Genomic DNA, 22,107 nt, shown 5'->3' on the forward strand with positions numbered 1-22,107 from the left:
TTTTACTAGCTTCTAAACCCTTATAAACATTCCCAGTGTTCTAAGAACCATGCCGATGCTGACCTTAGCCTTGTACAACACATACGATGTTAGGAGGCTTCACGAGGCCCATCTTCGTGCGATAGCCCGCTCCGCTCCGATAGCATACGCCTACGGCTTTCACCTGGCCCTTGTGGGGTTCCCCTTCGACGGAAAGCCCCTCGACGTTGCGGAGGAAGTCAGCGGGCACACCACGATAGGAGAGGGGGGTAAGTACCTGATTGAGCTCGCCCGCGGGAACCGCTTCCACCTGCTGGACTTCCCGAAGAGGGGATTTCCGCCCCAGTTTGGGGTTCCTGTGGCGACCACGAGAAAGCCTTCTGGGGATAAGGAGATAACCCCCTTAGAACTTGCTGAGAGGGCTCTCAACGGCGAGCGCTTTCTGCTCCTCATCGGGCTCGGGAGACACGGTCTCCCGAAGGAAACCTTTAAGTTGGCACGCTATCATATGGACGTCACGGGCAAGAGAGTCAGCCTTGAGACGTGCACCGCGATAGGTGCCATAGCCGTTAGAATCGCCACGTATATGGAGGCCCTGAGATGGGGGAGTGGAAGAGGGAAGTAGCGTGGCTCGTTGTTGCACTGGTCGTCGTCTTTGGAATCCACGTGGGGCTTAGGGTGGCCCTCCACACGGACTCTCCCTTAGTTATAGTCGTCAGCGGCTCGATGGAGCCGGTGTTTTACCGGGGAGACATCGTCCTCCTGAGGGGCGTTACGAGCCCCGACCAAGTGGAGGTCGGCGACGTTATAGTCTACAAGCGCCCCGGTTACGAGTACCCGATAATCCACCGCGTCCGGTACGTTTCCACCGTTAAAATCAACGGAAGGCCCGAGACGTGCTACGTGACGTGGGGGGACAACAACCCCGTCCCCGACCCCCCGTACCCCTCCTCTGAAGGCCCGCTGGAAGTCTTGCTCCCCGAGGGGTATATGGCCGGCTGTGTCCCAGCCTACGCCGTCGAGGCCAAGGCCGAGATGGTGTTCCCGAAGATAGGCCTCATTCCGCTCTGGATTCGCACCGCTTTGGGGCTGGGATGATGTGAGGGTAGGTAGCTGAGCCGTGATGAGCTAATCGGCCCCTGACCGGTTCTTGTCAATTTTTCCCTTCATCGAAAGGCATTTTAACTTCCTCATGCCAACCCCTCCGGTGGTTGAATGGACGCGAAGGAGTTTCACAGGGGCAACTTCATAGGCAACGGCAAGATAGAGGTCATTCCGAAGGTTCCCCTCACCAGGGAGACGCTCCCGCTGGCCTACACGCCAGGCGTCGCCGAGGTTTCGCGTGAGATAAGCAGAGAACTTGAGAAGGTTTTCGAATATACCAATCGGGCTAACACGGTTGCGGTGGTGAGCGACGGGAGCAGGGTTCTCGGCCTCGGCGACGTAGGGCCTCTCGGCGCCCTACCCGTGATGGAAGGAAAGGCGCTTCTCTTCAAGGCCTTCGGCGGTGTTGATGCCTTTCCGCTCGTTCTGGCGGAAAAAGAACCAGAAAGGTTCATCGAGGTCGTTAAGGCCGTTTCACCCTCCTTCGGCGGGATAAACCTCGAAGACATAGCCTCGCCGAAGTGCTTCTACATCTTGGAGAGGCTCAGGGAAGAGCTGGAGGTACCTGTCTTTCACGACGACCAGCAGGGGACAGCGAGCGTCGTTCTGGCTGGCCTTATCAACGCCCTCAAGGTCGTCGGCAAGAAGCTGGGGGAGGTCAGCATCGCACTGTTCGGGGCTGGTGCTGCCGGTTTTGCAACGCTCAGGCTCCTCGTCAAGGCCGGCGTCAAGCCTGAAAACGTCCGCGTCGTTGAGCTCGTTGATGGGAAGCCGAGGGTTCTGACTTCAGACCTTCCCCTTGAAGAGCTGTTTCCATACAGGGGCGAACTTCTGGCAAGAACGAACGGCGAGGGAGTTGAGGGAGGTTCGGCTGAGGCGCTCAGGGGAGCGGACGTTCTCATCTCATTCACGAGGCCCGGGCCGGGCGTCATAAAACCCGAGTGGGTAAGAGGCATGGCCGACGACGCGATAGTGTTTCCGCTCGCCAATCCAACGCCCGAGATACTGCCGGAAGAGGCAAAGAAAGCCGGTGCGAGGATCGTGGCAACGGGGAGGAGCGACTACCCGAACCAGATAAACAACCTGCTCGGTTTCCCTGCAATCTTCCGCGGGGCCCTTGACGTGAGGGCCAGGACGATAACGGACGGCATGATAATCGAAGCCTCAAAGGCCATGGCCTCCGTGATAGAGCCGAGCGAGGAGGAGATAATCCCCTCACCCTTCCACCCCGACGTTCACCCCACTGTGGCGAAGGCTGTCGCTGAGGAAGCCATGAAGGAAGGCGTTGCAAGGGTTCGCGTTAATCCAGAGGAGGTCGCGGAGAGGCTAAGGAAGTGGAGGGAGTTCTACTCCAGGTTCATAGTCCCCATGAATGATGAGCGTAAGGCCTACCGGTAGAGCGAGTTCCCGTGCGCGTCGATTGCAACCAGCAGGGGGAAGTCCTCCACCTCAAGGACCCAGAGGGCCTCAGGTATTCCAAGGTCAAGCCAGTGGACGGCCCTGACCCGCTTTACGCTTTTGGCGGCGAGTGAGCCGGCCCCTCCAGTAAAGGCGAAGTAAACCGCTCTGCCCCTGAACGGCTCAGCTTTCATTCCTCCCTTCCCTATTATCCCCCTGATACCCAGGTCAAGAACCCCGTCGAGGTAGCGGTTCATTCTCGCGCTCGTCGTCGGCCCTGCCGAGACTATCTCGTAGCTCCCGTGGGTTTTCCTCACGACGGGCCCGCAGTGGTAGATTACGGCCCCCTCGGGGTTGAAGGGCAGTTCCTCCTTCGGAAGGCTCAGAATCCGCCTGTGGGCCGAGTCCCTCGCGGTAACGATTTCTCCCGATAGGTAAACGACGTCCCCCACCTCCAGTCTAAGGACATCCTCCGTGCTCAGCGGGGTTCTCAGCCTCACTGCCACACCTCGACCCTCCCGTCGGGTTTTATCCTCACGAAGGCCCGCCTGTTGGCCCAGCACTGGACTATTAGACCAACGGGGAAGCTCGCAGGATGCCTGTGGGTGACCTCTATCTTCACGTCCAGAGCGGTCGTTTTCCCGCCCATCCCCATCGGGCCGACTCCGAGGGCGTTGATTTCCTCCAGAAGCTCCCCCTCGATTTCCGCAATCCTTTCGTCAGGGTTCCTCTCGCCGACCCGCCTGAGGAGGGCCTTCTTCGCCAGCAGGAGGGAGTAATCGGCGCCACCACCGACGCCTATGCCCAGAACAACCGGAGGACAGGGCTTTCCACCGCAGGCCTTAACCTTCTCGACCACGAAGCGCTTAACTCCTTCCCAGCCCTCGCCTGGCGTGAGCATTGCCAAGGCGGAGCAGTTCTCGCTTCCGCCACCCTTGGGGAGTACCGCTATTCTTATAGCATCACCAGGGACGAGCTCCCAGTGGATTACTGGAACGTCTTTGCCCGTGTTGTCGCCGGAGTTTTCCCCTGTGAGAACGTCCACGGCGTTGGGCCTGAGCGGGATTTCCGTGGTAGCTTTTCTCGTCGCCTCGACGAGCCAGTCTTTAACTTCTCCGAGAAACGGGCTCTCCACGCCGGCCTCTACGAAGAACGTAAGCGTCCCCGTGTCCTGGCAGACGGGTATTGACTCGGTTCTGCCAATCTCTATCGCCCTCAAGATGTTCCCGAGGTTGAAGCGCGCCACATCGTTGTCCTCGCGCTCGTAGGCTTCTCTCAAAGCGGAAACGACGTCGTCTGGAATCCTCGTCACAGCGAGCCTTATCGCCTCGACGATGGCATCTATCAATAGGCACTCACCTGTCTAAGGTTGGGTGTGAAAGTTAAAAAGATTGACGCGAGAATTTAAAAGCCATCTCCAGAGGGGAACGGCGTTAACCCGTAGTCCGTCCCTCGTTATTTCTCCGGAGTAGTTCCACGTCACGAGCGTCCCGGTTTTCACGCCGAAGAGTTCCATAACTCTGAACAGGTTTTCCAGCTCCCTCTTTGCTATCTCCCCTTCCTCTGAAGCGTAGGTGACCTGAATCAGCTCAACACTTCCGTTCTCTTTGGCGACGAAGTCCACCTCGCCTTTGGTGTCCCGATAATGGTAGAGTTCAACACTGGGTCTCTTGTAATATTTGAACCGTAGGAGTTCAAGGAAGACGACGTTCTCCATGAGTCTGCCGATGTTCTCGGAAACCTTCGGCAGGACGGCGTTGAGCATTCCCGTGTCGATTGCATAGACCTTTTTATCGCCTCTAACGACTTCCTTCGGCTTGAAGGAGAACTTGGGAAGCTCGAATATCAGGTAGGCCGATTGGAGATCCTCGACGTAGTTCTTGACCGTCTCGACGTTGCCGATTCTAAGGACGTTCTTTGTCTTGCTATAGGTAAACCTGCCCGCGAAGTTCGAGAAGAGATAGAACGCGGCCTCCTTCAGCTCGCGGACGTTTCTAATGCCGTAGCGGACTATAACGTCCCTCGTGATTATGTCGTTGTAGAGGTTCACGAGGTACTCCCTGCCGAAGCGCAGTGCCTCTGGAAAGCCCCCGCGCTCGATGTACTCCGTTAGGGCTCTCTTTACCCTTGCCTCGTCCCTCGTGGTTCTAACCTCCGGCTTAATTCCCCTGTAAGCTAAGAACTCTCTGAACGAAAACGGGAGGAGGGTGTAGCTCAGGTACCTGCCGGTCAGGTAGGTTGAGAACTCCCGCGAGAGCAGGCGGGCGTTGCTTCCCGTGACGACGGTGGGATAGCTCTCCCTCAGAACCGAGACCATTCGCTCCCAGCCTTCAACTTCCTGAACCTCGTCGAGGACTATGTAGTCGAACTCGCCGAGGAGCTCGTAACCGGCTTTGAGTAGCTCTTTGTAGTCCCTCACCTCGAACCCTGCCATCGCAGGATCCTCGAAGTTCACGTAGAGTGGCTTGCCCGGCAGGGTTGCCGAGAGAACGGACTTTCCGGAGCGCCTCGGCCCCGTTATTATGTGGGCCGTTGGGCTGAAGTTTTTCACTATCTTCTCTTTTAGCTCCCTCTCGACGATGTTCTCCCTTTCGAGCTTCTCGCGGAGGGTCTCCCATTGGTCGGCTAAAATCCTTTTGAGTTTCTCCGCCTTCATGGGCTAAACTGGTGCAAACTTCCTATAAAGTTTACCACTATACTGGCGGACTTTTTCCCAAAACTCTACCACCATACTGGTAAACATTTCGCCCAAACTATCACATTATACTGGTAGTATCTGCCCCGAGAACACCGAACTTGGTTCAGCGGGCGTTAGAAGTAAGAAGGGAAAGGGCATCAGCCCTTGAGAATCTCGACTATTTGCTCCGCGACCTGAACGCCAGCGCGCATCTGGGCCTCCTCAGTTGAGGCGCCGATGTGCGGCGTTAAAACAACGTTGTCGAGCTTGGTGAGCGGGTGATCCGCCGGCAGTGGCTCCTCCTCGAAGACGTCGAGGCCGGCCCCGGCGATCCAGCCCTCCTTGAGGGCCTTGACGAGGGCCTCGGTGTCAACGACGGCCCCGCGGGCGGCGTTTATGAGTATCGCGGTCTTCTTCATGAGCTTAAGGCGCTCCTCGTTGATGAGGTGGTAAGTTGCATCGAGGAGCGGGACGTGTAGAGTAACGACGTCGCTCTCCTTGAGGAGCTCCTCAAGGCTGACGAACTTTCCTCCAACTTCCTTTGCGCGCTCCTCGTTTGGCTTGGGGTCGTAGAGCAGGACTTTCATGCCGAGGGCGTTGGCTATCTTGGCGACCTCGTAGCCTATCCTTCCGAAGCCGATAACTCCAATGGTCTTGCCCTCAAGCTCGATGCCCATGCACTGCTTCTTGGCCCAGACGCCTTCCCTCATCTTCCTGTCGGCGAAGGCTATCTTCCTGGCGACGGCGAACATGAGCCCAACTGCCAGTTCGGCAACGCTCCTTGAGCTCGCTCCCGGGCTGTTGACGACCTTTATACCGCGCTCCTTTGCCGCTTCAAGGTCTATGTTGTCGAGGCCGACGCCGGCCCTTCCGATGACCTTGAGCTTTGGAGCGGCCTCTATAACCTTCCTCGTAACCTTTGGTTTGCTCCTGACGATGATAGCGTCAGCATCACGGACGAGCTCAAGGAGCCTGTCCTCGTCTGGGTACTCCTCGTAAACAATCTCAAAACCTGCGTTTTTCAAAACCTCCAAAGCTTTCTCGTGAAGTGGCGCCGCAACGAGAACTTTCATTTTTCATCCCCTCCTCTTTATAGCCATCAGCATGACCTGGTCGGAGGCGTCCTCCGCGCGGTCGGCTATGTCGCCGATTTTTGTAAGAATCTGGTTCCATATTAATTTTGCGTAGGTGGTTATGGTCTCGCTCTCAAACACCATCCCCTTGAGCCGGTACTCTACTTCATCGGCATTTTCTTCGAGGTCTTCGGTCTCCTTGGCGAGCTCTATGGCTTTATCTACGTCCCTGTTGAGCGCCTTTACCGCTTCCATGAGCTTTTCGTACGTCTTCACGGATTCCCTTACAAGGTTCATTAGGTCGTTCTTGAGCTCTCCCGGAACCTTGGGCTTGGCCAGAATGAGGGTGTGGGCCGCGCTTTCGGCAGCGTCGGCGACCTGGTCTATCAGCTCGCTCAGCCTCACGTAGTCTCCCCTGCTGGCGGGGAGGAAGGCGCCCTCATAGAGCATGAGCTCGATGCTCCTCCTGAGCTTGTCTGCTTCGCTCTCAAGGGTCCCTACTTCCTCCTCAAGCTCCTTGGCCCTCTCGAAGTCGCCGTTGAGGTAGGCTTCGATAAGCTTCTCAAACGTCTTGACGGTCTCGTAAACAACGTTAAGGTGCCTGTCTATGGCCTCAAAAACGTCGTTCTCCTTACCCCCGAAGAGTGACATGTTCACACCCCACTTAAGGATTCGTGGAACTCCTATTTAGGTTTTCCTTTGCCTTGATAAGTGCCCACAGCAACTCGTTCCTCGGGGCCTCAAGGCCGACCGAGTGCGCATACTCCACGATTTTGCCGTGTATGTAGTCCACCTCCGTCCTTCTCCCGCGCATTACGTCCTGCAGGGTCGAGTTGTAGTTGTCCTTTGTCCTCTCTATCGTGTCCCAGAGGAGCTCAAGGGGGTGGACTTCGAACTCGATGCCGAGCTGCTGGGCGATTATGCAGCCTTCCCTCGCTATCTCTATGGAAATTCCTTCGAGCTCCGGTATCTCGCGGAGGACACCGTTTTTGACCTCCAGAACTGTTCCCAGCCCATTTATCACGGAGTTCACTATTGCCTTCGCCCACTTCCAGCCGATGGCATTTTCTGTGACCTTCGTTTCTAATCCCGCCTCGGTGAAGGCCCTCGCGACTTCCTCAACGAACTCAGCTCTTCCTGTCGGATACTTTCCGATGACGGTTATCCCCTTTCCCGCCCACTTAACGACTCCCCACTCAACGAGCATGGCCCCGTTGGTCGTTACTCCGCCTATTACGTTCGGTGTCAGCTTTAGTGCCAGCTCCTCGTTCCCGAGGCCGTTCTGGACGCTTAGAATCCACGTGTTTTCCCCTATGCATCTTCTCGCGCATTCAAGGGCCGTCTTCGTCGAGTACGACTTCGTTGTCAGGAGAAGCAGCTCCGGGGGCTCGTTGGGGGCGTAAGTCGTCGCCTTTGCCTTCACCTTAAACTCTTCAGCGCCCACAACTCTCAGCCCTTTCTCTTTGATTGCCCGGACCTGCTCCTCTCTCCCTATGAGAAGGACGTCGTGCCCCGCTCTCGCCAGGAGGGCACCGAAAAGGGAGCCAATGCTTCCCGCACCGAGCACGTAGACTTTCATGGTCTCACCTCAGCAGCTTTCTCATGTGGTGGAGCGAATAGATGTAAACCAGCGCAAAGAGTGTCAGCTTCGCGTTTTCTGAAACCCTGTAAGCCCCTGTCAGGTAGAGCGCCGACGCGGGCAGGAGCCCAAACGAGGCAAGAACCCTGTTTTTCGTTAGCAGGAATGGAACTGCAACGCCGAGGACTGCGCCTGCCTCTCCAAGTTCACGGAGGCCGAGCGCTATCGCCAGGCCAGTGCCCCCTATCACGGCGTTTAAGAAGCGCTCCCAGAACTTAACGGGCTGTTTCTCGTAGGGGTAGCCCAGTGCAAGGAGAAGAACGGAGAGCGCAATCAGGCCGTACATGGCCTCCTCTGGGAGGGGATAGCTCACCGCAAAGGCCAGCAAAGCCCCCGCCGAAAACGGCCTTGCTTTTTTCTTCACCGCGGGGAGGACAAGCGGAATGTAAGCCAGCGAATACATTACTCCCACCGCAACTGTTTAAAGACTTCCCCTTAAATGCATACCGATGCTCTCTGTTGTTCTAGTCGAACCGGAGGGGCCGGCGAACATAGGAATGATAGCGAGGACCATGAAGAACTTCGGCTTTTCGAGGTTAGTCCTCGTGAGGCCGAACCTGACAGAGGAGAGCTACAGCTACGCCGTTCACGCCAAGGACGTGCTCGATAACGCCGTCGTGCTGGAGGGCTTTGATGAAGCCCTTGAGCTGTTTGACCTGACCGTGGGGACTACCGGGAAACCTGGGGCAAGGTTTATCCCATACCGGGCCCCTATGTACCCCTGGGAGCTTAGGGAGACCCTCAAGGGCTACACCGGTAGGGTGGGCCTGTTCTTTGGCAGGGAGAGCATTGGCCTGAAAAACGAGGAGCTTGAGCGGCTTGACATCACGGTCACAATCCCCACGAGCGAGGATTACCCCGTTATGAACCTCGCGCAGGCGGTCGCGGTTATACTCTACGAGCTTTCAAAGACCAGGCCCGAGCCTTCCGCTGAAGCCCTAAAACCTGCGACGAGAGATGAAAAGGAGGCGCTCGTTAGGGTATGGGCCGAGCTTTTAAACGCTCTCAACTACCCCAAGGACGAGGAGAGGCGAGAGGTTTTCGTTAAGGTCTTCCGGAAGGCAGTCGGTAAGGCCTTCCTCTATGGTCGGGAGGTGCACACCCTCATAGGCCCGCTGAGAAGGGCCGTTAAGAGGCTGGAGGAATGCTGAATGCTCGCGGTGGAGAGGTTTAGGGTCAACGGGAGAGACGTCTGGATTGGGGTAATCTTTCACGGGAGGATTCAGGGTGTAAGCTTCGCCTTCACGAGGGGCGAGCTTTTGGAGAGAATCAGAAACCTCGCCGGGTTCCTGCGGGGGAGAAACGTTGCCGTTTCCCTCGACGTCCAGCCGAGCAACTACACCGAGCTCGTTTATCGCGTTATGGTTGGGGAGCTTGACAACGAGAAAGCCCTTTCCGAGCTCTCCTTCGAGGGTGTAACACCCTTTGAGAGGCGCGTTTACGAATGGCTCACGAAAAACGTTAAAAGAGGGGCTGTTATAACCTACGGTAGCCTTGCAAAGGCCCTTGAAACGTCGCCGAGAGCGGTCGGCGGGGCGATGAAGAGGAATCCGTATCCAATAATCGTTCCCTGCCACAGGGTTGTGGCGAATGACGGCATAGGCCACTATAACCTTGGGATTGAAGAAAAGAAGTTCCTGCTCGAACTTGAGGGGGTGAAGGAATGGACAAGCTGAAAGCCTATATAATCGGCTTCCTCGTTGCCCTCCTTGCGGTGGCCGGTTTCATAGTCTACAACTGGGGCTTCTGGAAGCTGGTGCAGGTTGTCCTCGCGATAGGCTTCGTCGGTTTCACGCTCGCGCTGCTCTTCTTTACGGCGCTGACACTCTACGCCGAGAGCTGGAAGTACGGGGCCATTCTGGCAGTCCTCACCGCGATAGCGGGCTACGGCTCCTACCTCGTGCTCACCTGGCAGAAGCTCGAAATCGTTGGGGGAATCATAGCGTTCTTCGTCCTCCTGCTGGCCTTCGGAATATGGTACATAAGCGAGCCCGATTTGAGCATAGCCGACCGCTTCCGCTCGGCTGAAAAGCTTGAGAGGATGGGACGCTACAAGCAGGCGGCAAGAAAGTACGAGAAGGCCGGAAACTACGAGAAGGCCGCGGAGATGTACCTAAAGCTCGGCTGGCTTGAGAGCGCCGCCTGGGCCTACGAGAAGGCCGGAAAGTACGAGAAGGCCGCCGAGATATACGAGGCCCTCTACGACAAGGAAAAGGACACCTACTACCTGAAGGAGGCCCACGAGTACTGGAAGAAGGCCGGAAACATGGAGAGGGCCGCCAAGGCGCTTGAAAAGTACGCCGAGGAGGAGCCCTGGTTCTGGGAGGACGTTGCCAAGCTCTACGAGGAGCTCGGAAACGAGGAGAAAGCTAAGGAAGCCTGGGAGAAGGCCCTTGAGTACTACACCAAGGAGGCCCAGGAGGAGGGCGTCTTCTGGGAGGACGTCGGCAACATAGCGAGGAAGCTCGGCAGAGAGGAGCTGGCCCGCGAGGCATACCAGAAGTTCCTCGAGTACTGCCTCAAGGAAGCTGAAAATGACCCGATGTGGTGGAAGCACGTTGCAGAGGCCTACGAGTACCTCGGCGAGAAGGAGAAGGCAGAAGAGGCGCGGAGGAAGTACGAGGAGTACAGGCAAAAGATAATGAAGGCCAACGAGGAGACCTCAAACTTCCCCGGCGATGAAAAGGAAGGGGCCTGAGGCTGAAGGTTTTTTCTTCTCCTAACTGCGGCACGGCTCTTTTTCTATGTTTATCAGTTCTGGGACAAACGGTCTGTACGTAGGCTAATGTAGCTCCCCAATTTGCTCCAACTCTTTAAGCTCCTCTTCGATTTCCTTCTCCTTTCTCTCTGCGTACCTCTTCATCCAGTTAGAGAAGAGCCAGAATACGAGAAAAAGCAGGACTACACCCAGTGTGCCGAATAGAATTTGGAAATCAGAGGGAACCCTCTGTGGGATGTAGGGCATACTCTCACCGAACGGGATTTCGCGGAGCACCTGAAAAACTTTGCCAACCTTTTTAAAACTGCGGAGGGACTTCCTTATTAGGTGGTCATGATGATGGGTATGAACCCGAGGCAGATGAAGAAGCTCATGCGCCAGCTCGGCATAAAGATGGAGGAGCTTGAGGGCGTTAAGGAGGTCGTCCTGAGGTTTGAGGGGAAGGAGATCGTCCTTAAGGATCCCGCCGTTACCGTGATGGTCGTCCAGGGCGAGAAGACCTACCAGATTGTTCCCGGGAGTGAGGAGGTTAGGGAAGTCATTGAGATACCTGAAGAGGACATCCAGCTCGTCATGGAGCAGGCCGGAGTTGACAGGGAGACGGCCCTCAAGGCCCTAAAAGAAACGAAGGGCGACATAGCTGAGGCAATCCTCAAGCTCAGCGGGGAGTAATAATCTCTTCTTACCCTTTTGTTCGCCGTACCTCAATCGCTCGTCATCACTATTCCCTGTCTGCGCATTTTGAGGATGTCCTCTATCACGTCTATGAGGCCCGCTATTATGTTGTCGTATTTTCCACCTTCTTTTCCGTAGATTTCCTTTAGCTTGTGTTCCAGCGCAAAGAGGTCTTCCGTGTCCAGGTCGAGGAGCTTCTGTGCTTCCCTCGCGAGGACGCGGAGTGTAACTCCCCTGGTTTTCTCGTCGTCCAGCAGCCTTAGAACCAGCTTGAGCATTCCGGTGAACATATCTTTTGACGGCAGTCTGTCTAAGAGTTTGGCCATTAGTTCGAGGGCCCCCTCAACGTCCCTTGGATTGCCCGACTTAAGGAGGGTGTCAAGGAGCGTGGTGAAAAACCTGGACGTGCCCGGGTAGAGGGCGTATATGTCTGCGAGAACCTTCGCGGCCGTCTCACGGGCCCATGGGTTTTTGCTCTTCAGGAAGTCCCCGAGCACGGGAAGAATTCTATAGGCGTCGCTTGGGGTCAAGTGGCTCGTCAGCCGTGCGACAATCCAGAGCGCGTCCATTCTCCTGCTGTAGTCGTCGCTTTCCAGCATATCGAGAACCATGTCCATAACGTTTGAGTCGAGTTTGGCCATCTCTGCGACTATCTCGGTCTTTCCGGCGTCCAAGAGCCTGTCAACGTCGTCTATGCTGTATTGGCTTATCTCAAGCCTCTTTTTGGCCTCTGCCTCGCTTATTACCTCCTCGCTCGTCACGGTGGCTTTTTCAAGCTTTTCAAGCACCTGGGACGCTTTGGTTCCGAGCTTGATGTCACTTCTAAGCTCCTTTATTCTAGTTATCGCTTTTAGTTTGTTCCTCATGCTGATGTCCTTTTCCCTTGAGAGCATTCGGTCAATGGAGTAGAGGGCCCTTTCAACGACGTACGGGTCGGGGTGTGCGAGCAGGTCGGATATTCCGTCAAAGACCTCGTTTAGAACCCTGCTGTCGCTGGTCTTCATGGCCATCTCGGTCAGGGCAGTTATCGCCGCGCTCTGGACTTCCCTCTTTTTGCTTGAGCCTATGAGCGAAAACAGCCACTGGATTATCTTGTATGCTATCCTGGCGACCTTTGCGCCTAGTTTGCCCAGGCCCTCGGCCGCATATTCGCCAAGAATGGGCATTCCGGACTTCACGACCTCTTTCAGCGCCTCGGTGACCCTTTTATACTCTTCCTCCGTGAGTTCACCGGTTTCAAGGAGTGCGTTTATGAATTCAAGGGCCTTCAGTGCTACCCTCTCGTCTTCGTCCTTCACCAGCTCGAGCACGGAATCGAGCGCGAGCTTTAGCCTTTCGCCTTCTAGTTTTCCTTCTGAGAGCATGTCCATGAGCACCTGAATAACGTTCGCCCTCACGTGGGGGTTGTCGTCGTTTAGCAGTTCGAGAAGGGTCGTGAAGGCCTTGTCGTACTCCTCGGCTAGCATCTTGATGTCATTAAGACGCCACGCCAAGAGGTCTTCTTTTATGCCGCCTTTATCTACAATTATATCTTTACCGTTCAGAACGGCGAGGAGTGTTAGCCACGGCATTGTCTTCCCCTAACATATTACGGTGTGTTTGGATTTAAGCTTAGCCCAAAGGTTATTAAGCCCCCCTTCAAGGGGGTAGACGATGAGGGCAATAGGTGTCATCAGGTACTCTCGAAGGGAAAGGCTCAGCCGCGTGGAGTTTGAGGAGCTCCTTAGGAGCGCGGGCTATGATGTCGTGGCCGTCCTTGAGCAGAACCGTGAGGAGCACCCGCGCTACAACATAGGAAAGGGAAAGCTTGAAGAACTTAAGGAACTCGTTAAAGAGCTGGGGCCGGATAAGGTTATTTTTGCAAACAGGCTGACCCCCTCCCAGGCGTACAACCTCTGGAAGGAGCTTCGAGTTGAGATAATGGATCGCTGGCAGCTCGTCCTTGAGATTTTCGAAAAGAGGGCCCACTCCAAGGAGGCCAAGCTCCAGGTCGAGCTGGCTTCCCTCCAGTACGAAATTCCGCTGGTAAAAGAGGCAATAAGGCGAATCAAGCTCGGTGACAGGGCGGGTTTTAAGGGCATGGGTGAGTACCAGACCCATCAGTACCTCAAACACATACGCTACCGCATGGGTAAGATAAGGAAGGAGCTTGAAAGGGTAAAGGCCGAGCGCGAAGTCAGGAGAAAGAAGCGCGAAGAAGTGGGCTTTATACTGGTCTCCCTTGCCGGGTATACGAACGCGGGGAAGTCAACCCTCCTCAACGCGCTGGCCGGGGAGAGCGTAGAGGCCAGAAACCAGATGTTTACGACGTTGGACACCACTACAAGGCGCTTCAGGTTAGGGGGCAAGAGGGTTCTCATCACCGACACTGTCGGGTTCATAGACGGCCTCCCCCCGTTCATAGTCGAGGCTTTCCACTCGACGCTTGAAGAGATAGTCAAGGCGGATATAGTCCTCCTCGTCCTCGATTCGAGCGAACCCTGGCGTGAAATTGCGAGGAAGTTTAGGGCGTCTATAGACGTCCTCCGCGAGCTGAAGGCCCTCGACAAGCCCCTCCTGGTTGTCCTCAACAAGGTTGACCTAATCGAGCGGAAAGACGCGGAGGAGAAGGCGAGGCTCATAGCTGAACTCGGTGAAGAGCTGGGAATCCCGATAGGTGGCGTTGCGAAGGTATCTGCCAAAGAGGGCCGGCTTGACGAGCTCTACTCACTCCTTGAGGGGACTCTCCTCAAGCTACCGAAGTACGGCCACTTTGAGATAGTCGTTGAAGACCCCTCAAAGGTTCCCGCCGTCATTTCCTTCGTGAGCTCTGTGGGCGAGGTTCTTTCGGTGGACTACGGTGATGTGACAAGGGTGAGGGCCTATATTCAGACCGGCATGCTGAAGGAGCTCACGAGAATGGGGGTCAGGATAGAGCGCCCCTCCTGACCCTCACACCATTCCGGCGAGGCTGAAAATCTTGACGAGGACGAATGAAATCACAATTGCCGTCGAAGGAGTCGCCACCCAGCCGAATATGATGTCCTTGATGACCCTCTTCTCGACTTTCTGCCCGGCCAGCAGGCCGACCCCGACGACACCGCCCACTATGGACTGGCTTGAGCTGACCGGGAGGCCGAAGAAGTTGGCGAGGCTGACAGCTATGGCAGAGCCGAACTGGGCCGCGAAGGCCGAGACGGGGCCGAGGGCCGTTATCTTCTTTCCGACGGTGTGCATCACAGCGTAGCTGAATGTAAGAGAGCCTACCGCGAGGCTTAGGGCGACGAGGATTCCAGCTGTTTTGGGCTCCATAAAGCCGGCACCAACTATCGGCCCGGAGGCGTTGGCCACCTCGTTAGTCCCGAAGTTGAAGGCCATGTAAGAGCCTCCGAGAATAGCGAGTGCCTTGTAGAGGGTCTCAATCGTCGAGACGCTCTTTATGCTCGAAATCACGCGGGAGTAAAACTTGTAGAGAACCATTGCAAAGACTCCAGATAGTATTGGCGAGACCACCCACGCGGCGGCTATCTTTCCGAGGGTGGCCCAGTTGACGGGGGCCTTCATGGCTAAGCCGACCCCTATGACGCCCCCGACTATTGCCTGCGTCGTTGAAACCGGGAGGCCTTTTACGGTCGCTATCGTCACCCAGACCCCTGCGGCTAATAAGGCTATGAGTGCCATCTCCATCGTAAGGAAGCCTTCGGGCACTATGCCCTTTCCGACCGTTTTCATGACCTTGTGGCCCTTCAGGTATGCCCCGAGAAGGACGAATATCGCTATCGTGAGGGTTGCCTGGCGGAAGCTCAGTATTCCGGAACCTACGGCGGTTCCCATGGCGTTCGCCGAGTCGTTTGAGCCTATGTTCCATGCGATGTAGAAGGCCACTGCAATCGCTGCTATTGCTATTCCCTCCATGCCCACCACCTGACCTATATAGTCTATATAGCTGATTAAAAAAGTTTTCGGGAAACGATGAGCGAAAAAAACCATCGGCGGAACTCAAAGTTCACCTTTACCCAAAAAATCCCCATTTAGAATTCCTAAACACGATACCGAAACCTAAATAAATGTTTCGGATTAACTACGGGTGAAAAACCTCAAGGAGGCAGGGAAGATGATTGAGATACGTTTTCACGGTAGGGGTGGACAGGGTGCCGTTACGGCCGCCAACATTTTAGCCTCAGCAGCCTTCAAGGCAGGCAAGTACGTCCAGGCGTTCCCCTTCTTCGGTGTTGAGAGGCGTGGAGCGCCGGTTACGGCTTTCACCAGGATTGACGACAAGCCGATAAGGATTAAGACCCAGATTTACGAGCCCGACATCGTTGTCGTCCTCGACCCGAGCCTTCTCGACACCGTCGACGTTACCGCCGGTCTCAAGGACGACGGAATAGTCATCGTCAACACCGAGAAGAGCAAGGAGGAGGTCCTTGAGAAGCTCAAGAAGAAGCCGGCCAAGCTGGCCCTCGTAGATGCTACCACCATCGCCCTTGACGTGCTCGGCCTCCCGATCACCAACACCGCTATCCTCGGCGCCGTCGCCAAGGCCACCGGCATAGTCGAGCTCGACTACGTCAAGGAGGCCATCAAGGAGACCTTCTCGGGAGCCCTCGGCGAGAAGAACGCCAAGGCCGCCGAAGAGGCATTCAACAAGACCGTTGTCTACGAGCTCTGATCTTCTCTTCCCTTCCTTAAAGAGGCGGGTGGTGGTGAAGTTGAACACTTTGTTTGGAGAAAAGAAGGCGCGGGCCGAGAAGCTCACTTTCACGTCTGTTGAGCAGTACCCGGAGGCGCCGATAACCCTGGGGACTACCCTGGTAAACTTCACGGGCGACTGGAGAACTTTCATACCGGTTGTTAATGAAGACAAGTGTGTCAAGTGCTACATCTGCTGGAAGTTCTGCCCAGAGCCGGCGATATACATCAAGGAAGACGGCTACGTGGCGATTGACTACGACTACTGTAAGGGCTGTGGTATTTGTGCGAACGAGTGCCCGACCAAGGCCATAACAATGGAGAAGGAGGAGAAGTGATATGGCCGAGTACAAGCCTATTAGGAAGGTTGTGAGTGGTAACTACGCGGCCGCTTACGCCGTCAAGCACGCCCGCGTCCAGGTAGTTGCCGCTTACCCGATAACCCCCCAGACCAGCATCATTGAGAAGGTTGCCGAGTTCATAGCCAACGGTGAGGTTGAGAACCTCCAGTACGTCCCCGTCGAGAGCGAGCACTCCGCCATGGCCGCGTGCATAGGCGCTTCCGCGGCCGGTGCGAGGGCCTTCACGGCCACTTCTGCCCAGGGCCTTGCCCTCATGCATGAGATGCTCCACTGGGCGAGCGGTGCGAGACTGCCGATAGTTATGGTTGACGTTAACCGTGCCATGGCTCCGCCGTGGAGCGTCTGGGACGACCAGACCGACAGCCTGGCCCAGCGTGACACCGGCTGGATGCAGTTCTACGCCGAGAACAACCAGGAGGTCTACGACGGCGTCCTGATGGCCTTTAAGATAGCCGAGACCGTCAACCTTCCGGCTATGGTCGTTGAGAGCGCCTTCATCCTGAGCCACACCTACGACGTCGTCGAGATGATTCCGCAGGAGCTCGTTGACGAGTTCCTCCCGCCGAGGAAGCCGCTCTACGACCTGGCTGACTTCAGCAGGCCATTTTCAGTCGGTGCCCTTGGAACTCCGGCTGACTACTACGAGTTCCGCTACAAGATAGCCAAGGCCATGGAAGACGCCAAGAAGGTCATCAAGGACGTCGGTAAGGAGTTCGGCGAGCGCTTCGGCAGGGACTACAGCGATATGATTGAGAAGGGCTACGTTGACGATGCCGACTTCGTCTTCATGGGTATGGGCTCCCTCATGGGAACCGTCAAGGAGGCCGTCGAGCTCCTCAGGAAGGAGGGCTACAAGGTCGGCTACGCCAAGGTCAGGTGGTTCCGCCCGTTCCCGAAGGAGGAGCTCAGGGAGATAGCCGAGAGCGTTAAGGGAATAGCGGTTCTCGACAGGAACTTCTCCTTTGGCCAGGAGGGTATACTCTTCAACGAGGCCAAGGGAGCGCTCTACAACACCTCGGCGAGGCCGATAATGAAGAACTACATCGTCGGTCTCGGAGGCAGGGACTTCACAGTGCCGGACGTCAAGAAGATTGCAGAGAACATGAAGGCCATAATCGAGAAGGGCGAGCTTGATGTGGAGGTTGACTGGTACCACCTTAAGAGGTGAGAACGATGGAGATTCCTGAGAACGTTAAGAAGAGGTTGAGCATTCCCGCTGAGGAGCACTTTTACGCTGGTCACACCGCCTGCCAGGGCTGTGGTGCCGCCCTGGGCCTCCGTTACGTCCTCAAGGCCTACGGGAGGAAGACCATCTTCACCATCCCGGCTTGCTGTTCGACCATCATAGCCGGCCCCTGGCCCTACACCGCCCTTGATGCGAACCTCTTCCACACCGCGTTCGAGACGACCGGTGCCGTCCTTGGCGGTATAGAGGCCGCCCTGAAGGCGAGGGGAATCAAGGTCAAGGGCGAGGACGGAGTCATGGTCGTCGGCTGGGCCGGCGACGGTGGTACCGCCGACATCGGTCTCCAGGCGCTTTCGGGCTTCCTTGAGAGGGGCCACGACGCGGTCTACATAATGTACGACAATGAGGCTTACATGAACACCGGAATCCAGAGGTCAAGTTCAACCCCCTACGGTGCGTGGACCACCAACACTCCGGGCGGAAAGAAGCACTTCCTTGAGAAGAGGCACAAGAAGAAGGTCATCGACATCGTCATAGCCCACAACATTCCATATGCGGCGACCGCTAGCGTGGCTTATCCCGAGGACTTTATAAGAAAGCTCAAGAAGGCCAGGGAGATTGAGGGCCCGAGCTTTATCCAGCTCTTTGCCCCGTGCCCGACCGGCTGGCGCGCCCCGACCGACAAGAGCATCGAGCTCGCGAGGCTCGCCGTTCAGACCGCATACTTCCCGCTCTTCGAGTACGAGAACGGCAAGTACAAGATAAACATGCCCAGCCCGAAGAAGGAGCCCAAGCCCATCGAGGAGTTCCTCAAGCTCCAGGGCAGGTTCAAGTACATGACAAAGGAGGACATCGAGAACCTCCAGAGCTGGGTGCTCCGCGAGTGGGAGAAGCTCAAGAAGCTTGCCGAGGTCTTCGGCTGACCTTTCCTTTTCCATAAGGTTTAAGTTTCCCGCTGATAACTCACCCGAGGTGATACATATGGCTGAGAGTCCGTTTAAGGCCGACATTGAGCGGGTTCAGAAGGAGTATAGCGAAAAGATGACACCGGGAGCAATTGCTTACATCCCGGGCAGTAGCGTAATCAACAAGACCGGAAGCTGGAGAGTCTTCATGCCCGAGTTCAACAGGGACAAGTGCACCAGGTGCTACCTCTGCTACATCTACTGCCCTGAGCCTGCAATCTACCTTGACGAGGAGGGCTACCCGGTCTTTGACTACGACTACTGTAAGGGCTGTGGTATTTGTGCGAACGAGTGCCCTGTTGATGCCATAGTTATGGTTAGGGAGAGCAAGTGAGGTGGTGAAAAATGCCGATTAGAACCGTTATGAAGGCAAATGAAGCCGCCGCTTGGGCCGCGAAGCTTGCCAAGCCGAAGGTTATAGCCGCGTTCCCCATTACCCCGTCAACCCTCGTCCCCGAGAAGATCAGCGAGTTCGTCGCCAACGGCGAGCTCGACGCCGAGTTCATCAAGGTCGAGAGCGAGCACTCCGCTATCTCCGCCTGTGTCGGTGCCTCCGCCGCGGGCGTCAGGACTTTCACCGCGACCGCTTCCCAGGGTCTCGCCCTGATGCATGAAATCCTCTTCATAGCAGCGGGAATGCGCCTTCCGATAGTCATCGCCGTTGGAAACAGGGCTTTAAGCGCTCCGATCAACATCTGGAACGACTGGCAGGACACCATCAGCGAGCGCGACACCGGCTGGCTCCAGTTCTACGCCGAGAACAATCAAGAAGCTTTAGACCTCATCCTGATGGCCTTCAAGGTCGCCGAGGACGAGCGTGTCCTCCTCCCGGCGATGGTCGGCTTCGACGCGTTCATTCTCACACACACCGTCGAGCCCGTCGAGATACCTGACCAGGAGCTCGTTGACGAGTTCCTCGGCGAGTACGAGCCGAAGCACGCCTACCTCGACCCGGCCAGGCCGATCACCCAGGGTACGCTCGCCTTCCCGGCCCACTACATGGAGGCCCGCTACACCGTCTGGCAGGCCAACGAGAACGCCAAGAAGGTCATCGACGAGGTCTTCGCCGAGTTCGAGAAGCGCTTTGGTAGAAAGTACCAGAAGGTTGAGGAGTACAGGACCGACGACGCGGAGATAATCTTCGTCACCATGGGCTCCCTCGCCGGAACCGTCAAGGAGTATGTTGACCACCTCAGGGAGAAGGGCCTCAAGGTCGGTGCCGCGAAGCTCACCGTTTACCGCCCGTTCCCGACCGAGGAGGTCAGGGAGCTCGCCAAGAAGGCCAAGGTTCTCGCGCTCCTTGAGAAGAACGTCACCTTCAGCGTCGGTGGAGCACTCTTCCAGGACTTCAGCAGGGCCCTCATCAACCAGGAGGAGAAGCCGAAGATCGTCGACTTCATCCTCGGTCTCGGTGGAAGGGACGTCACCTTCAAGGACCTCGACGAGGCCCTCGCGATCGCCCAGAAGGCCCTCGCTGGAGAGGAGTTTGATGAGGTCAACTGGATAGGACTTAGGAAGGAGATCCTGTGAGGTGAGGAAAATGGCCGTTAGGAAGCCCCCCATTACCACTCGCGAGTACTGGGCACCGGGCCACGCTGCGTGTGCCGGCTGTGGCTGTGCCATCGCTCTTAAGCTCGCCACAAAGGCCTTCAGCGAGGCCATGGAGGAGAAGTACGGCGACCCGAACGCCTTCGCCATAGCCCAGGCCACCGGATGTATGGAGGTCGTTAGTGCCGTCTTCCCGTACACTGCCTGGAAAGTCCCATGGGTGCACGTTGCCTTCGAGAACGCGGCCGCCGCCGCCAGTGGTGTCGAAGCCGCTTGGAAGAAGCTCGGAAGGAAGGGCAAGATACTGGCCATCGGTGGAGACGGTGGTACCGCCGACATCGGTATGCAGGCCCTCAGCGGTATGCTCGAGCGCTGGCACAACGTGGTCTACCTCATGTACGACAACGAGGCCTACATGAACACCGGAATCCAGAGGTCGAGCTCGACCCCCTATGGAGCCTGGACGACCACCAGCCCGCCCGGCAAGTACTCCATCGGTGAGGACAAGCCCAAGAAGTGGGTCGCGCTTATAGCTGCAGCCCACCAGGTGCCCTACGTCGCCACCGCCAGCATTGGAAACCCGTTCGACTTCGTCAGGAAGATGAAGAAGGCCGCCAAGGTGGACGGCCCGGCCTTCGTCCAGGTTCACTGCACCTGCCCGACCGGCTGGAAGAGCCCGCTTGAGAAGGGCGTTGAGATAGCCCGCCTCGCCATCGAGACCGGTGTCTGGCCGCTCTTCGAGATTGAGAACGGCGACTTCCACAACATCAAGATACAGCCGCCCGGAGGAGGCGCCAAGGTCAAGCGCGAGGGAGGCAAAGTAGTTGCCATCGAGTTTAAGAAGCCCATAGAGGAGTACCTCAAGCTCCAGGGCAGGTTCAAGCACCTCTTCAAGAAGCCTGAAGCCATCGACGAGCTCCGCGAGCAGATAAAGGCCATGTGGAAAGTCCTCGGCGTCGATGTCACCCTCCCGAAGCCGGAGGAGTGAACCTTTCCCCTCTTTTCTACCCATATTTGAGCAATTCTGCCGGATTTTGGGACAAAGGTTTTTAAGTTGCCCGAACTATTCTCTCCGGTGATGTAAATGACGATCAAGGCTCCGACACTTAACGTGGGTGGTCTGGGCACTGACCCGCTCACCGAGAGGATTAAGGAGAAGCAGAAGAAGTGGAAGTACAGGATAGCCGTCCTCAGCGGTAAGGGCGGCGTTGGAAAGAGCACCGTTGCGGTTAACCTTGCCACGGCCCTCGCCAAGAAGGGCTACTACGTTGGCCTCCTCGACGCGGACATACACGGGCCGAACGTGGCGAAGATGCTCGGCGTTGACAAGGCCGATGTCCTGGCCGAGCGCATGGAGGACGGGCACTTTGAGATGATTCCCCCCATGAACGACTTCCTCGGCCAGACGACCCCGATCAAAGTCATGAGCATGGGCTTCCTCGTCCCCGAAGACCAGCCGATAATCTGGCGTGGGGCCCTCGTTACCAAGGCCATCAAACAGCTCCTCGGCGACGTGAAGTGGGGTGAGCTCGACTTCATGATAATCGACTTCCCGCCCGGAACGGGCGATGAAATCCTCACGGTCGTCCAGAACGTCCAGCTCGACGCGGCGGTTATAGTCACTACCCCACAGGAAGTTGCCCTGCTCGACACCGGCAAGGCCGTCAACATGATGAAGAAGATGGAAGTGCCCTACATAGCCGTCGTTGAAAACATGAGCTACCTCATCTGTCCGCACTGCGGCAACGAGATTGACCTCTTCGGCAAGGGCGGAGGCAGGAAGCTGGCCGAGAAGGAGGGGGTTGATTTCCTCGGTGATGTCCCGATAGACCTCAAGGCCAGGGAAGCCAGCGACGCCGGCATGCCGATAGTCCTCTACGGCGACACCCCTGCGGCGAAGGCCTTCCTGGAGATAGCCGATGAGCTCGTGAAGAAGCTTGAGGAGCTCAAGGGTGAGGGAGAGGAGCAGAAAACCGAGTGATTTTTAACTCCTTTTACTCATTCTTCCCCGGCGCGGCTCAGGCCGGCGGGAGCCGTTGCGATGGGGCCGCGCTGGACCAGGCTACGTTAAGCTTTTAACCCCTGTCTCCACTTATAACAGAGGGGGGAGA

The 22,107-nt window shown here is 56.6% G+C and carries 26 protein-coding genes; 16 read left to right on the top strand and 10 right to left on the bottom strand.

Features of this window, described 5'->3' with window-relative positions; all coding sequences use genetic code 11:
* The first annotated feature begins 55 nt into the window (after positions 1–55).
* The 3 genes from ACZ5ER_RS02705 to ACZ5ER_RS02715 all read left to right on the top strand — a co-directional run bounded on the left by ACZ5ER_RS02705 (position 56) and on the right by ACZ5ER_RS02715 (position 2,481).
* Positions 56–604, top strand: a complete 549-nt coding sequence (locus ACZ5ER_RS02705) for a DUF531 domain-containing protein (protein WP_050003907.1) — start codon at positions 56–58, stop codon at positions 602–604.
* A complete protein-coding gene (locus tag ACZ5ER_RS02710; RefSeq protein WP_050002151.1) occupies positions 580–1,077 on the top strand; it encodes a signal peptidase I in 498 nt (165 codons plus the stop codon). Before ACZ5ER_RS02705 ends, ACZ5ER_RS02710 begins: the two co-directional genes overlap by 25 nt.
* 117 nt (positions 1,078–1,194) lie before the next feature.
* Positions 1,195–2,481, top strand: coding sequence for an NAD(P)-dependent malic enzyme (locus tag ACZ5ER_RS02715; protein ID WP_050002150.1), 1,287 nt, complete (start codon positions 1,195–1,197; stop codon positions 2,479–2,481).
* On the opposite strand, the gene ACZ5ER_RS02720 is transcribed toward ACZ5ER_RS02715, so the two are convergent.
* The 7 genes from ACZ5ER_RS02720 to ACZ5ER_RS02750 form a co-directional block, all read right to left on the bottom strand.
* A complete protein-coding gene (locus ACZ5ER_RS02720) occupies positions 2,472–2,987 on the bottom strand; it encodes a FumA C-terminus/TtdB family hydratase beta subunit (RefSeq protein ID WP_464934747.1) in 516 nt (171 codons plus the stop codon). The genes ACZ5ER_RS02715 and ACZ5ER_RS02720 overlap by 10 nt on opposite strands.
* Positions 2,978–3,829: a fumarate hydratase gene (locus ACZ5ER_RS02725; RefSeq protein WP_464934748.1), complete on the bottom strand. Its 852-nt coding sequence runs from the start codon at positions 3,827–3,829 to the stop codon at positions 2,978–2,980. Before ACZ5ER_RS02725 ends, ACZ5ER_RS02720 begins: the two co-directional genes overlap by 10 nt.
* Positions 3,830–3,844: 15 nt before the next feature.
* Positions 3,845–5,137 (bottom strand): ATP-binding protein, encoded by a 1,293-nt coding sequence (locus tag ACZ5ER_RS02730; RefSeq protein ID WP_464934749.1) that lies wholly within the window; start codon positions 5,135–5,137, stop codon positions 3,845–3,847.
* A gap of 179 nt (positions 5,138–5,316) precedes the next feature.
* The gene (locus tag ACZ5ER_RS02735) at positions 5,317–6,231 is read right to left on the bottom strand and encodes a hydroxyacid dehydrogenase (protein ID WP_464934750.1); all 915 of its coding nucleotides are present in this window, start codon (positions 6,229–6,231) and stop codon (positions 5,317–5,319) included.
* A gap of 3 nt (positions 6,232–6,234) precedes the next feature.
* Entirely contained in the window at positions 6,235–6,882 is a 648-nt protein-coding gene (locus tag ACZ5ER_RS02740) for a TIGR00153 family protein (protein WP_050002145.1), read from the bottom strand.
* Positions 6,883–6,895: 13 nt separating this feature from the next.
* On the bottom strand, positions 6,896–7,810 hold the full coding sequence (locus ACZ5ER_RS02745) for a 2-dehydropantoate 2-reductase (RefSeq protein WP_050002144.1): 915 nt from the start codon (positions 7,808–7,810) through the stop codon (positions 6,896–6,898).
* Between the two features lie 4 nt (positions 7,811–7,814).
* Entirely contained in the window at positions 7,815–8,282 is a 468-nt protein-coding gene (locus tag ACZ5ER_RS02750) for a VHS/ENTH/ANTH domain-containing protein (RefSeq protein WP_144244790.1), read from the bottom strand.
* Positions 8,283–8,319: 37 nt separating this feature from the next.
* Here ACZ5ER_RS02750 and ACZ5ER_RS02755 point away from each other — a divergent pair, with 37 nt between their 5' ends.
* From ACZ5ER_RS02755 to ACZ5ER_RS02765, 3 genes are read left to right on the top strand one after another with little or no spacing between them, the layout of a single operon-like run.
* Positions 8,320–9,021, top strand: a complete 702-nt coding sequence (locus ACZ5ER_RS02755; protein WP_464934751.1) for an RNA methyltransferase — start codon at positions 8,320–8,322, stop codon at positions 9,019–9,021.
* Positions 9,022–9,546 carry a methylated-DNA--protein-cysteine methyltransferase gene (gene otg / locus ACZ5ER_RS02760; RefSeq protein ID WP_464934752.1) on the top strand — a complete coding sequence of 175 codons (525 nt, stop codon included), beginning with the start codon at positions 9,022–9,024 and terminating at the stop codon, positions 9,544–9,546.
* Positions 9,534–10,568 (top strand): tetratricopeptide repeat protein, encoded by a 1,035-nt coding sequence (locus tag ACZ5ER_RS02765; RefSeq protein ID WP_464934754.1) that lies wholly within the window; start codon positions 9,534–9,536, stop codon positions 10,566–10,568. Before otg ends, ACZ5ER_RS02765 begins: the two co-directional genes overlap by 13 nt.
* An 84-nt stretch (positions 10,569–10,652) precedes the next feature.
* On the opposite strand, the gene ACZ5ER_RS02770 is transcribed toward ACZ5ER_RS02765, so the two are convergent.
* Positions 10,653–10,865 (bottom strand): hypothetical protein, encoded by a 213-nt coding sequence (locus ACZ5ER_RS02770; RefSeq protein ID WP_227738742.1) that lies wholly within the window; start codon positions 10,863–10,865, stop codon positions 10,653–10,655.
* A gap of 60 nt (positions 10,866–10,925) precedes the next feature.
* Between ACZ5ER_RS02770 and ACZ5ER_RS02775 the strand changes: the two genes are divergently transcribed.
* Positions 10,926–11,261: a nascent polypeptide-associated complex protein gene (locus tag ACZ5ER_RS02775; RefSeq protein WP_050002138.1), complete on the top strand. Its 336-nt coding sequence runs from the start codon at positions 10,926–10,928 to the stop codon at positions 11,259–11,261.
* Positions 11,262–11,293: 32 nt separating this feature from the next.
* On the opposite strand, the gene ACZ5ER_RS02780 is transcribed toward ACZ5ER_RS02775, so the two are convergent.
* A complete protein-coding gene (locus ACZ5ER_RS02780) occupies positions 11,294–12,835 on the bottom strand; it encodes a HEAT repeat domain-containing protein (protein WP_050002137.1) in 1,542 nt (513 codons plus the stop codon).
* Between the two features lie 82 nt (positions 12,836–12,917).
* Between ACZ5ER_RS02780 and hflX the strand changes: the two genes are divergently transcribed.
* Positions 12,918–14,192, top strand: coding sequence for a GTPase HflX (hflX, locus tag ACZ5ER_RS02785; RefSeq protein ID WP_464934755.1), 1,275 nt, complete (start codon positions 12,918–12,920; stop codon positions 14,190–14,192).
* A 3-nt stretch (positions 14,193–14,195) separates the two neighbouring features.
* Here hflX and ACZ5ER_RS02790 read toward each other — a convergent pair whose 3' ends face one another.
* Entirely contained in the window at positions 14,196–15,158 is a 963-nt protein-coding gene (locus ACZ5ER_RS02790) for an anion permease (protein WP_464935062.1), read from the bottom strand.
* Between the two features lie 199 nt (positions 15,159–15,357).
* Here ACZ5ER_RS02790 and ACZ5ER_RS02795 point away from each other — a divergent pair, with 199 nt between their 5' ends.
* From ACZ5ER_RS02795 to ACZ5ER_RS02830, 8 genes are all read left to right on the top strand, one after another.
* Positions 15,358–15,915: a pyruvate/ketoisovalerate ferredoxin oxidoreductase subunit gamma gene (locus ACZ5ER_RS02795; protein ID WP_050002134.1), complete on the top strand. Its 558-nt coding sequence runs from the start codon at positions 15,358–15,360 to the stop codon at positions 15,913–15,915.
* Between the two features lie 40 nt (positions 15,916–15,955).
* Positions 15,956–16,273: a 3-methyl-2-oxobutanoate dehydrogenase subunit delta gene (locus tag ACZ5ER_RS02800; protein ID WP_050002133.1), complete on the top strand. Its 318-nt coding sequence runs from the start codon at positions 15,956–15,958 to the stop codon at positions 16,271–16,273.
* Between the two features lies 1 nt (position 16,274).
* Complete coding sequence (gene porA, locus ACZ5ER_RS02805) at positions 16,275–17,465, top strand: pyruvate ferredoxin oxidoreductase (protein ID WP_464934756.1); 1,191 nt, start codon at positions 16,275–16,277, stop codon at positions 17,463–17,465.
* 5 nt (positions 17,466–17,470) lie between these two features.
* The gene (locus tag ACZ5ER_RS02810; protein WP_050002131.1) at positions 17,471–18,406 is read left to right on the top strand and encodes a 3-methyl-2-oxobutanoate dehydrogenase subunit beta; all 936 of its coding nucleotides are present in this window, start codon (positions 17,471–17,473) and stop codon (positions 18,404–18,406) included.
* Positions 18,407–18,464: 58 nt separating this feature from the next.
* Positions 18,465–18,782, top strand: coding sequence for a pyruvate synthase subunit PorD (gene porD, locus ACZ5ER_RS02815; RefSeq protein WP_050002130.1), 318 nt, complete (start codon positions 18,465–18,467; stop codon positions 18,780–18,782).
* An 11-nt stretch (positions 18,783–18,793) separates the two neighbouring features.
* Positions 18,794–19,978: a pyruvate synthase subunit PorA gene (gene porA, locus ACZ5ER_RS02820; RefSeq protein WP_050002129.1), complete on the top strand. Its 1,185-nt coding sequence runs from the start codon at positions 18,794–18,796 to the stop codon at positions 19,976–19,978.
* 10 nt (positions 19,979–19,988) lie between these two features.
* On the top strand, positions 19,989–20,984 hold the full coding sequence (gene porB / locus ACZ5ER_RS02825) for a pyruvate synthase subunit PorB (RefSeq protein ID WP_050002128.1): 996 nt from the start codon (positions 19,989–19,991) through the stop codon (positions 20,982–20,984).
* A 96-nt stretch (positions 20,985–21,080) separates the two neighbouring features.
* The gene (locus tag ACZ5ER_RS02830) at positions 21,081–21,977 is read left to right on the top strand and encodes an Mrp/NBP35 family ATP-binding protein (protein WP_464934757.1); all 897 of its coding nucleotides are present in this window, start codon (positions 21,081–21,083) and stop codon (positions 21,975–21,977) included.
* The last annotated feature ends 130 nt before the right edge of the window (positions 21,978–22,107 follow it).

The organism is Thermococcus marinus, assembly GCF_055389025.1.

What these genes read in the sequence shown, in the direction of transcription:
- ACZ5ER_RS02705 (WP_050003907.1), top strand. Translation starts at nt 56, where the DNA reads ATGCTGACCTTAGCCTTGTACAACACATACGATGTTAGGAGGCTTCAC.
- ACZ5ER_RS02710 (WP_050002151.1), top strand. Translation starts at nt 580, where the DNA reads ATGGGGGAGTGGAAGAGGGAAGTAGCGTGGCTCGTTGTTGCACTGGTC.
- ACZ5ER_RS02715 (WP_050002150.1), top strand. Translation starts at nt 1,195, where the DNA reads ATGGACGCGAAGGAGTTTCACAGGGGCAACTTCATAGGCAACGGCAAG.
- ACZ5ER_RS02730 (WP_464934749.1), bottom strand. Translation starts at nt 5,137, where the DNA reads ATGAAGGCGGAGAAACTCAAAAGGATTTTAGCCGACCAATGGGAGACC.
- ACZ5ER_RS02735 (WP_464934750.1), bottom strand. Translation starts at nt 6,231, where the DNA reads ATGAAAGTTCTCGTTGCGGCGCCACTTCACGAGAAAGCTTTGGAGGTT.
- ACZ5ER_RS02740 (WP_050002145.1), bottom strand. Translation starts at nt 6,882, where the DNA reads ATGTCACTCTTCGGGGGTAAGGAGAACGACGTTTTTGAGGCCATAGAC.
- ACZ5ER_RS02745 (WP_050002144.1), bottom strand. Translation starts at nt 7,810, where the DNA reads ATGAAAGTCTACGTGCTCGGTGCGGGAAGCATTGGCTCCCTTTTCGGT.
- ACZ5ER_RS02755 (WP_464934751.1), top strand. Translation starts at nt 8,320, where the DNA reads ATGCTCTCTGTTGTTCTAGTCGAACCGGAGGGGCCGGCGAACATAGGA.
- otg (WP_464934752.1), top strand. Translation starts at nt 9,022, where the DNA reads ATGCTCGCGGTGGAGAGGTTTAGGGTCAACGGGAGAGACGTCTGGATT.
- ACZ5ER_RS02765 (WP_464934754.1), top strand. Translation starts at nt 9,534, where the DNA reads ATGGACAAGCTGAAAGCCTATATAATCGGCTTCCTCGTTGCCCTCCTT.
- ACZ5ER_RS02775 (WP_050002138.1), top strand. Translation starts at nt 10,926, where the DNA reads ATGATGGGTATGAACCCGAGGCAGATGAAGAAGCTCATGCGCCAGCTC.
- ACZ5ER_RS02780 (WP_050002137.1), bottom strand. Translation starts at nt 12,835, where the DNA reads ATGCCGTGGCTAACACTCCTCGCCGTTCTGAACGGTAAAGATATAATT.
- hflX (WP_464934755.1), top strand. Translation starts at nt 12,918, where the DNA reads ATGAGGGCAATAGGTGTCATCAGGTACTCTCGAAGGGAAAGGCTCAGC.
- ACZ5ER_RS02790 (WP_464935062.1), bottom strand. Translation starts at nt 15,158, where the DNA reads ATGGAGGGAATAGCAATAGCAGCGATTGCAGTGGCCTTCTACATCGCA.
- ACZ5ER_RS02795 (WP_050002134.1), top strand. Translation starts at nt 15,358, where the DNA reads ATGATTGAGATACGTTTTCACGGTAGGGGTGGACAGGGTGCCGTTACG.
- porA (WP_464934756.1), top strand. Translation starts at nt 16,275, where the DNA reads ATGGCCGAGTACAAGCCTATTAGGAAGGTTGTGAGTGGTAACTACGCG.
- ACZ5ER_RS02810 (WP_050002131.1), top strand. Translation starts at nt 17,471, where the DNA reads ATGGAGATTCCTGAGAACGTTAAGAAGAGGTTGAGCATTCCCGCTGAG.
- porD (WP_050002130.1), top strand. Translation starts at nt 18,465, where the DNA reads ATGGCTGAGAGTCCGTTTAAGGCCGACATTGAGCGGGTTCAGAAGGAG.
- porA (WP_050002129.1), top strand. Translation starts at nt 18,794, where the DNA reads ATGCCGATTAGAACCGTTATGAAGGCAAATGAAGCCGCCGCTTGGGCC.
- porB (WP_050002128.1), top strand. Translation starts at nt 19,989, where the DNA reads ATGGCCGTTAGGAAGCCCCCCATTACCACTCGCGAGTACTGGGCACCG.
- ACZ5ER_RS02830 (WP_464934757.1), top strand. Translation starts at nt 21,081, where the DNA reads ATGACGATCAAGGCTCCGACACTTAACGTGGGTGGTCTGGGCACTGAC.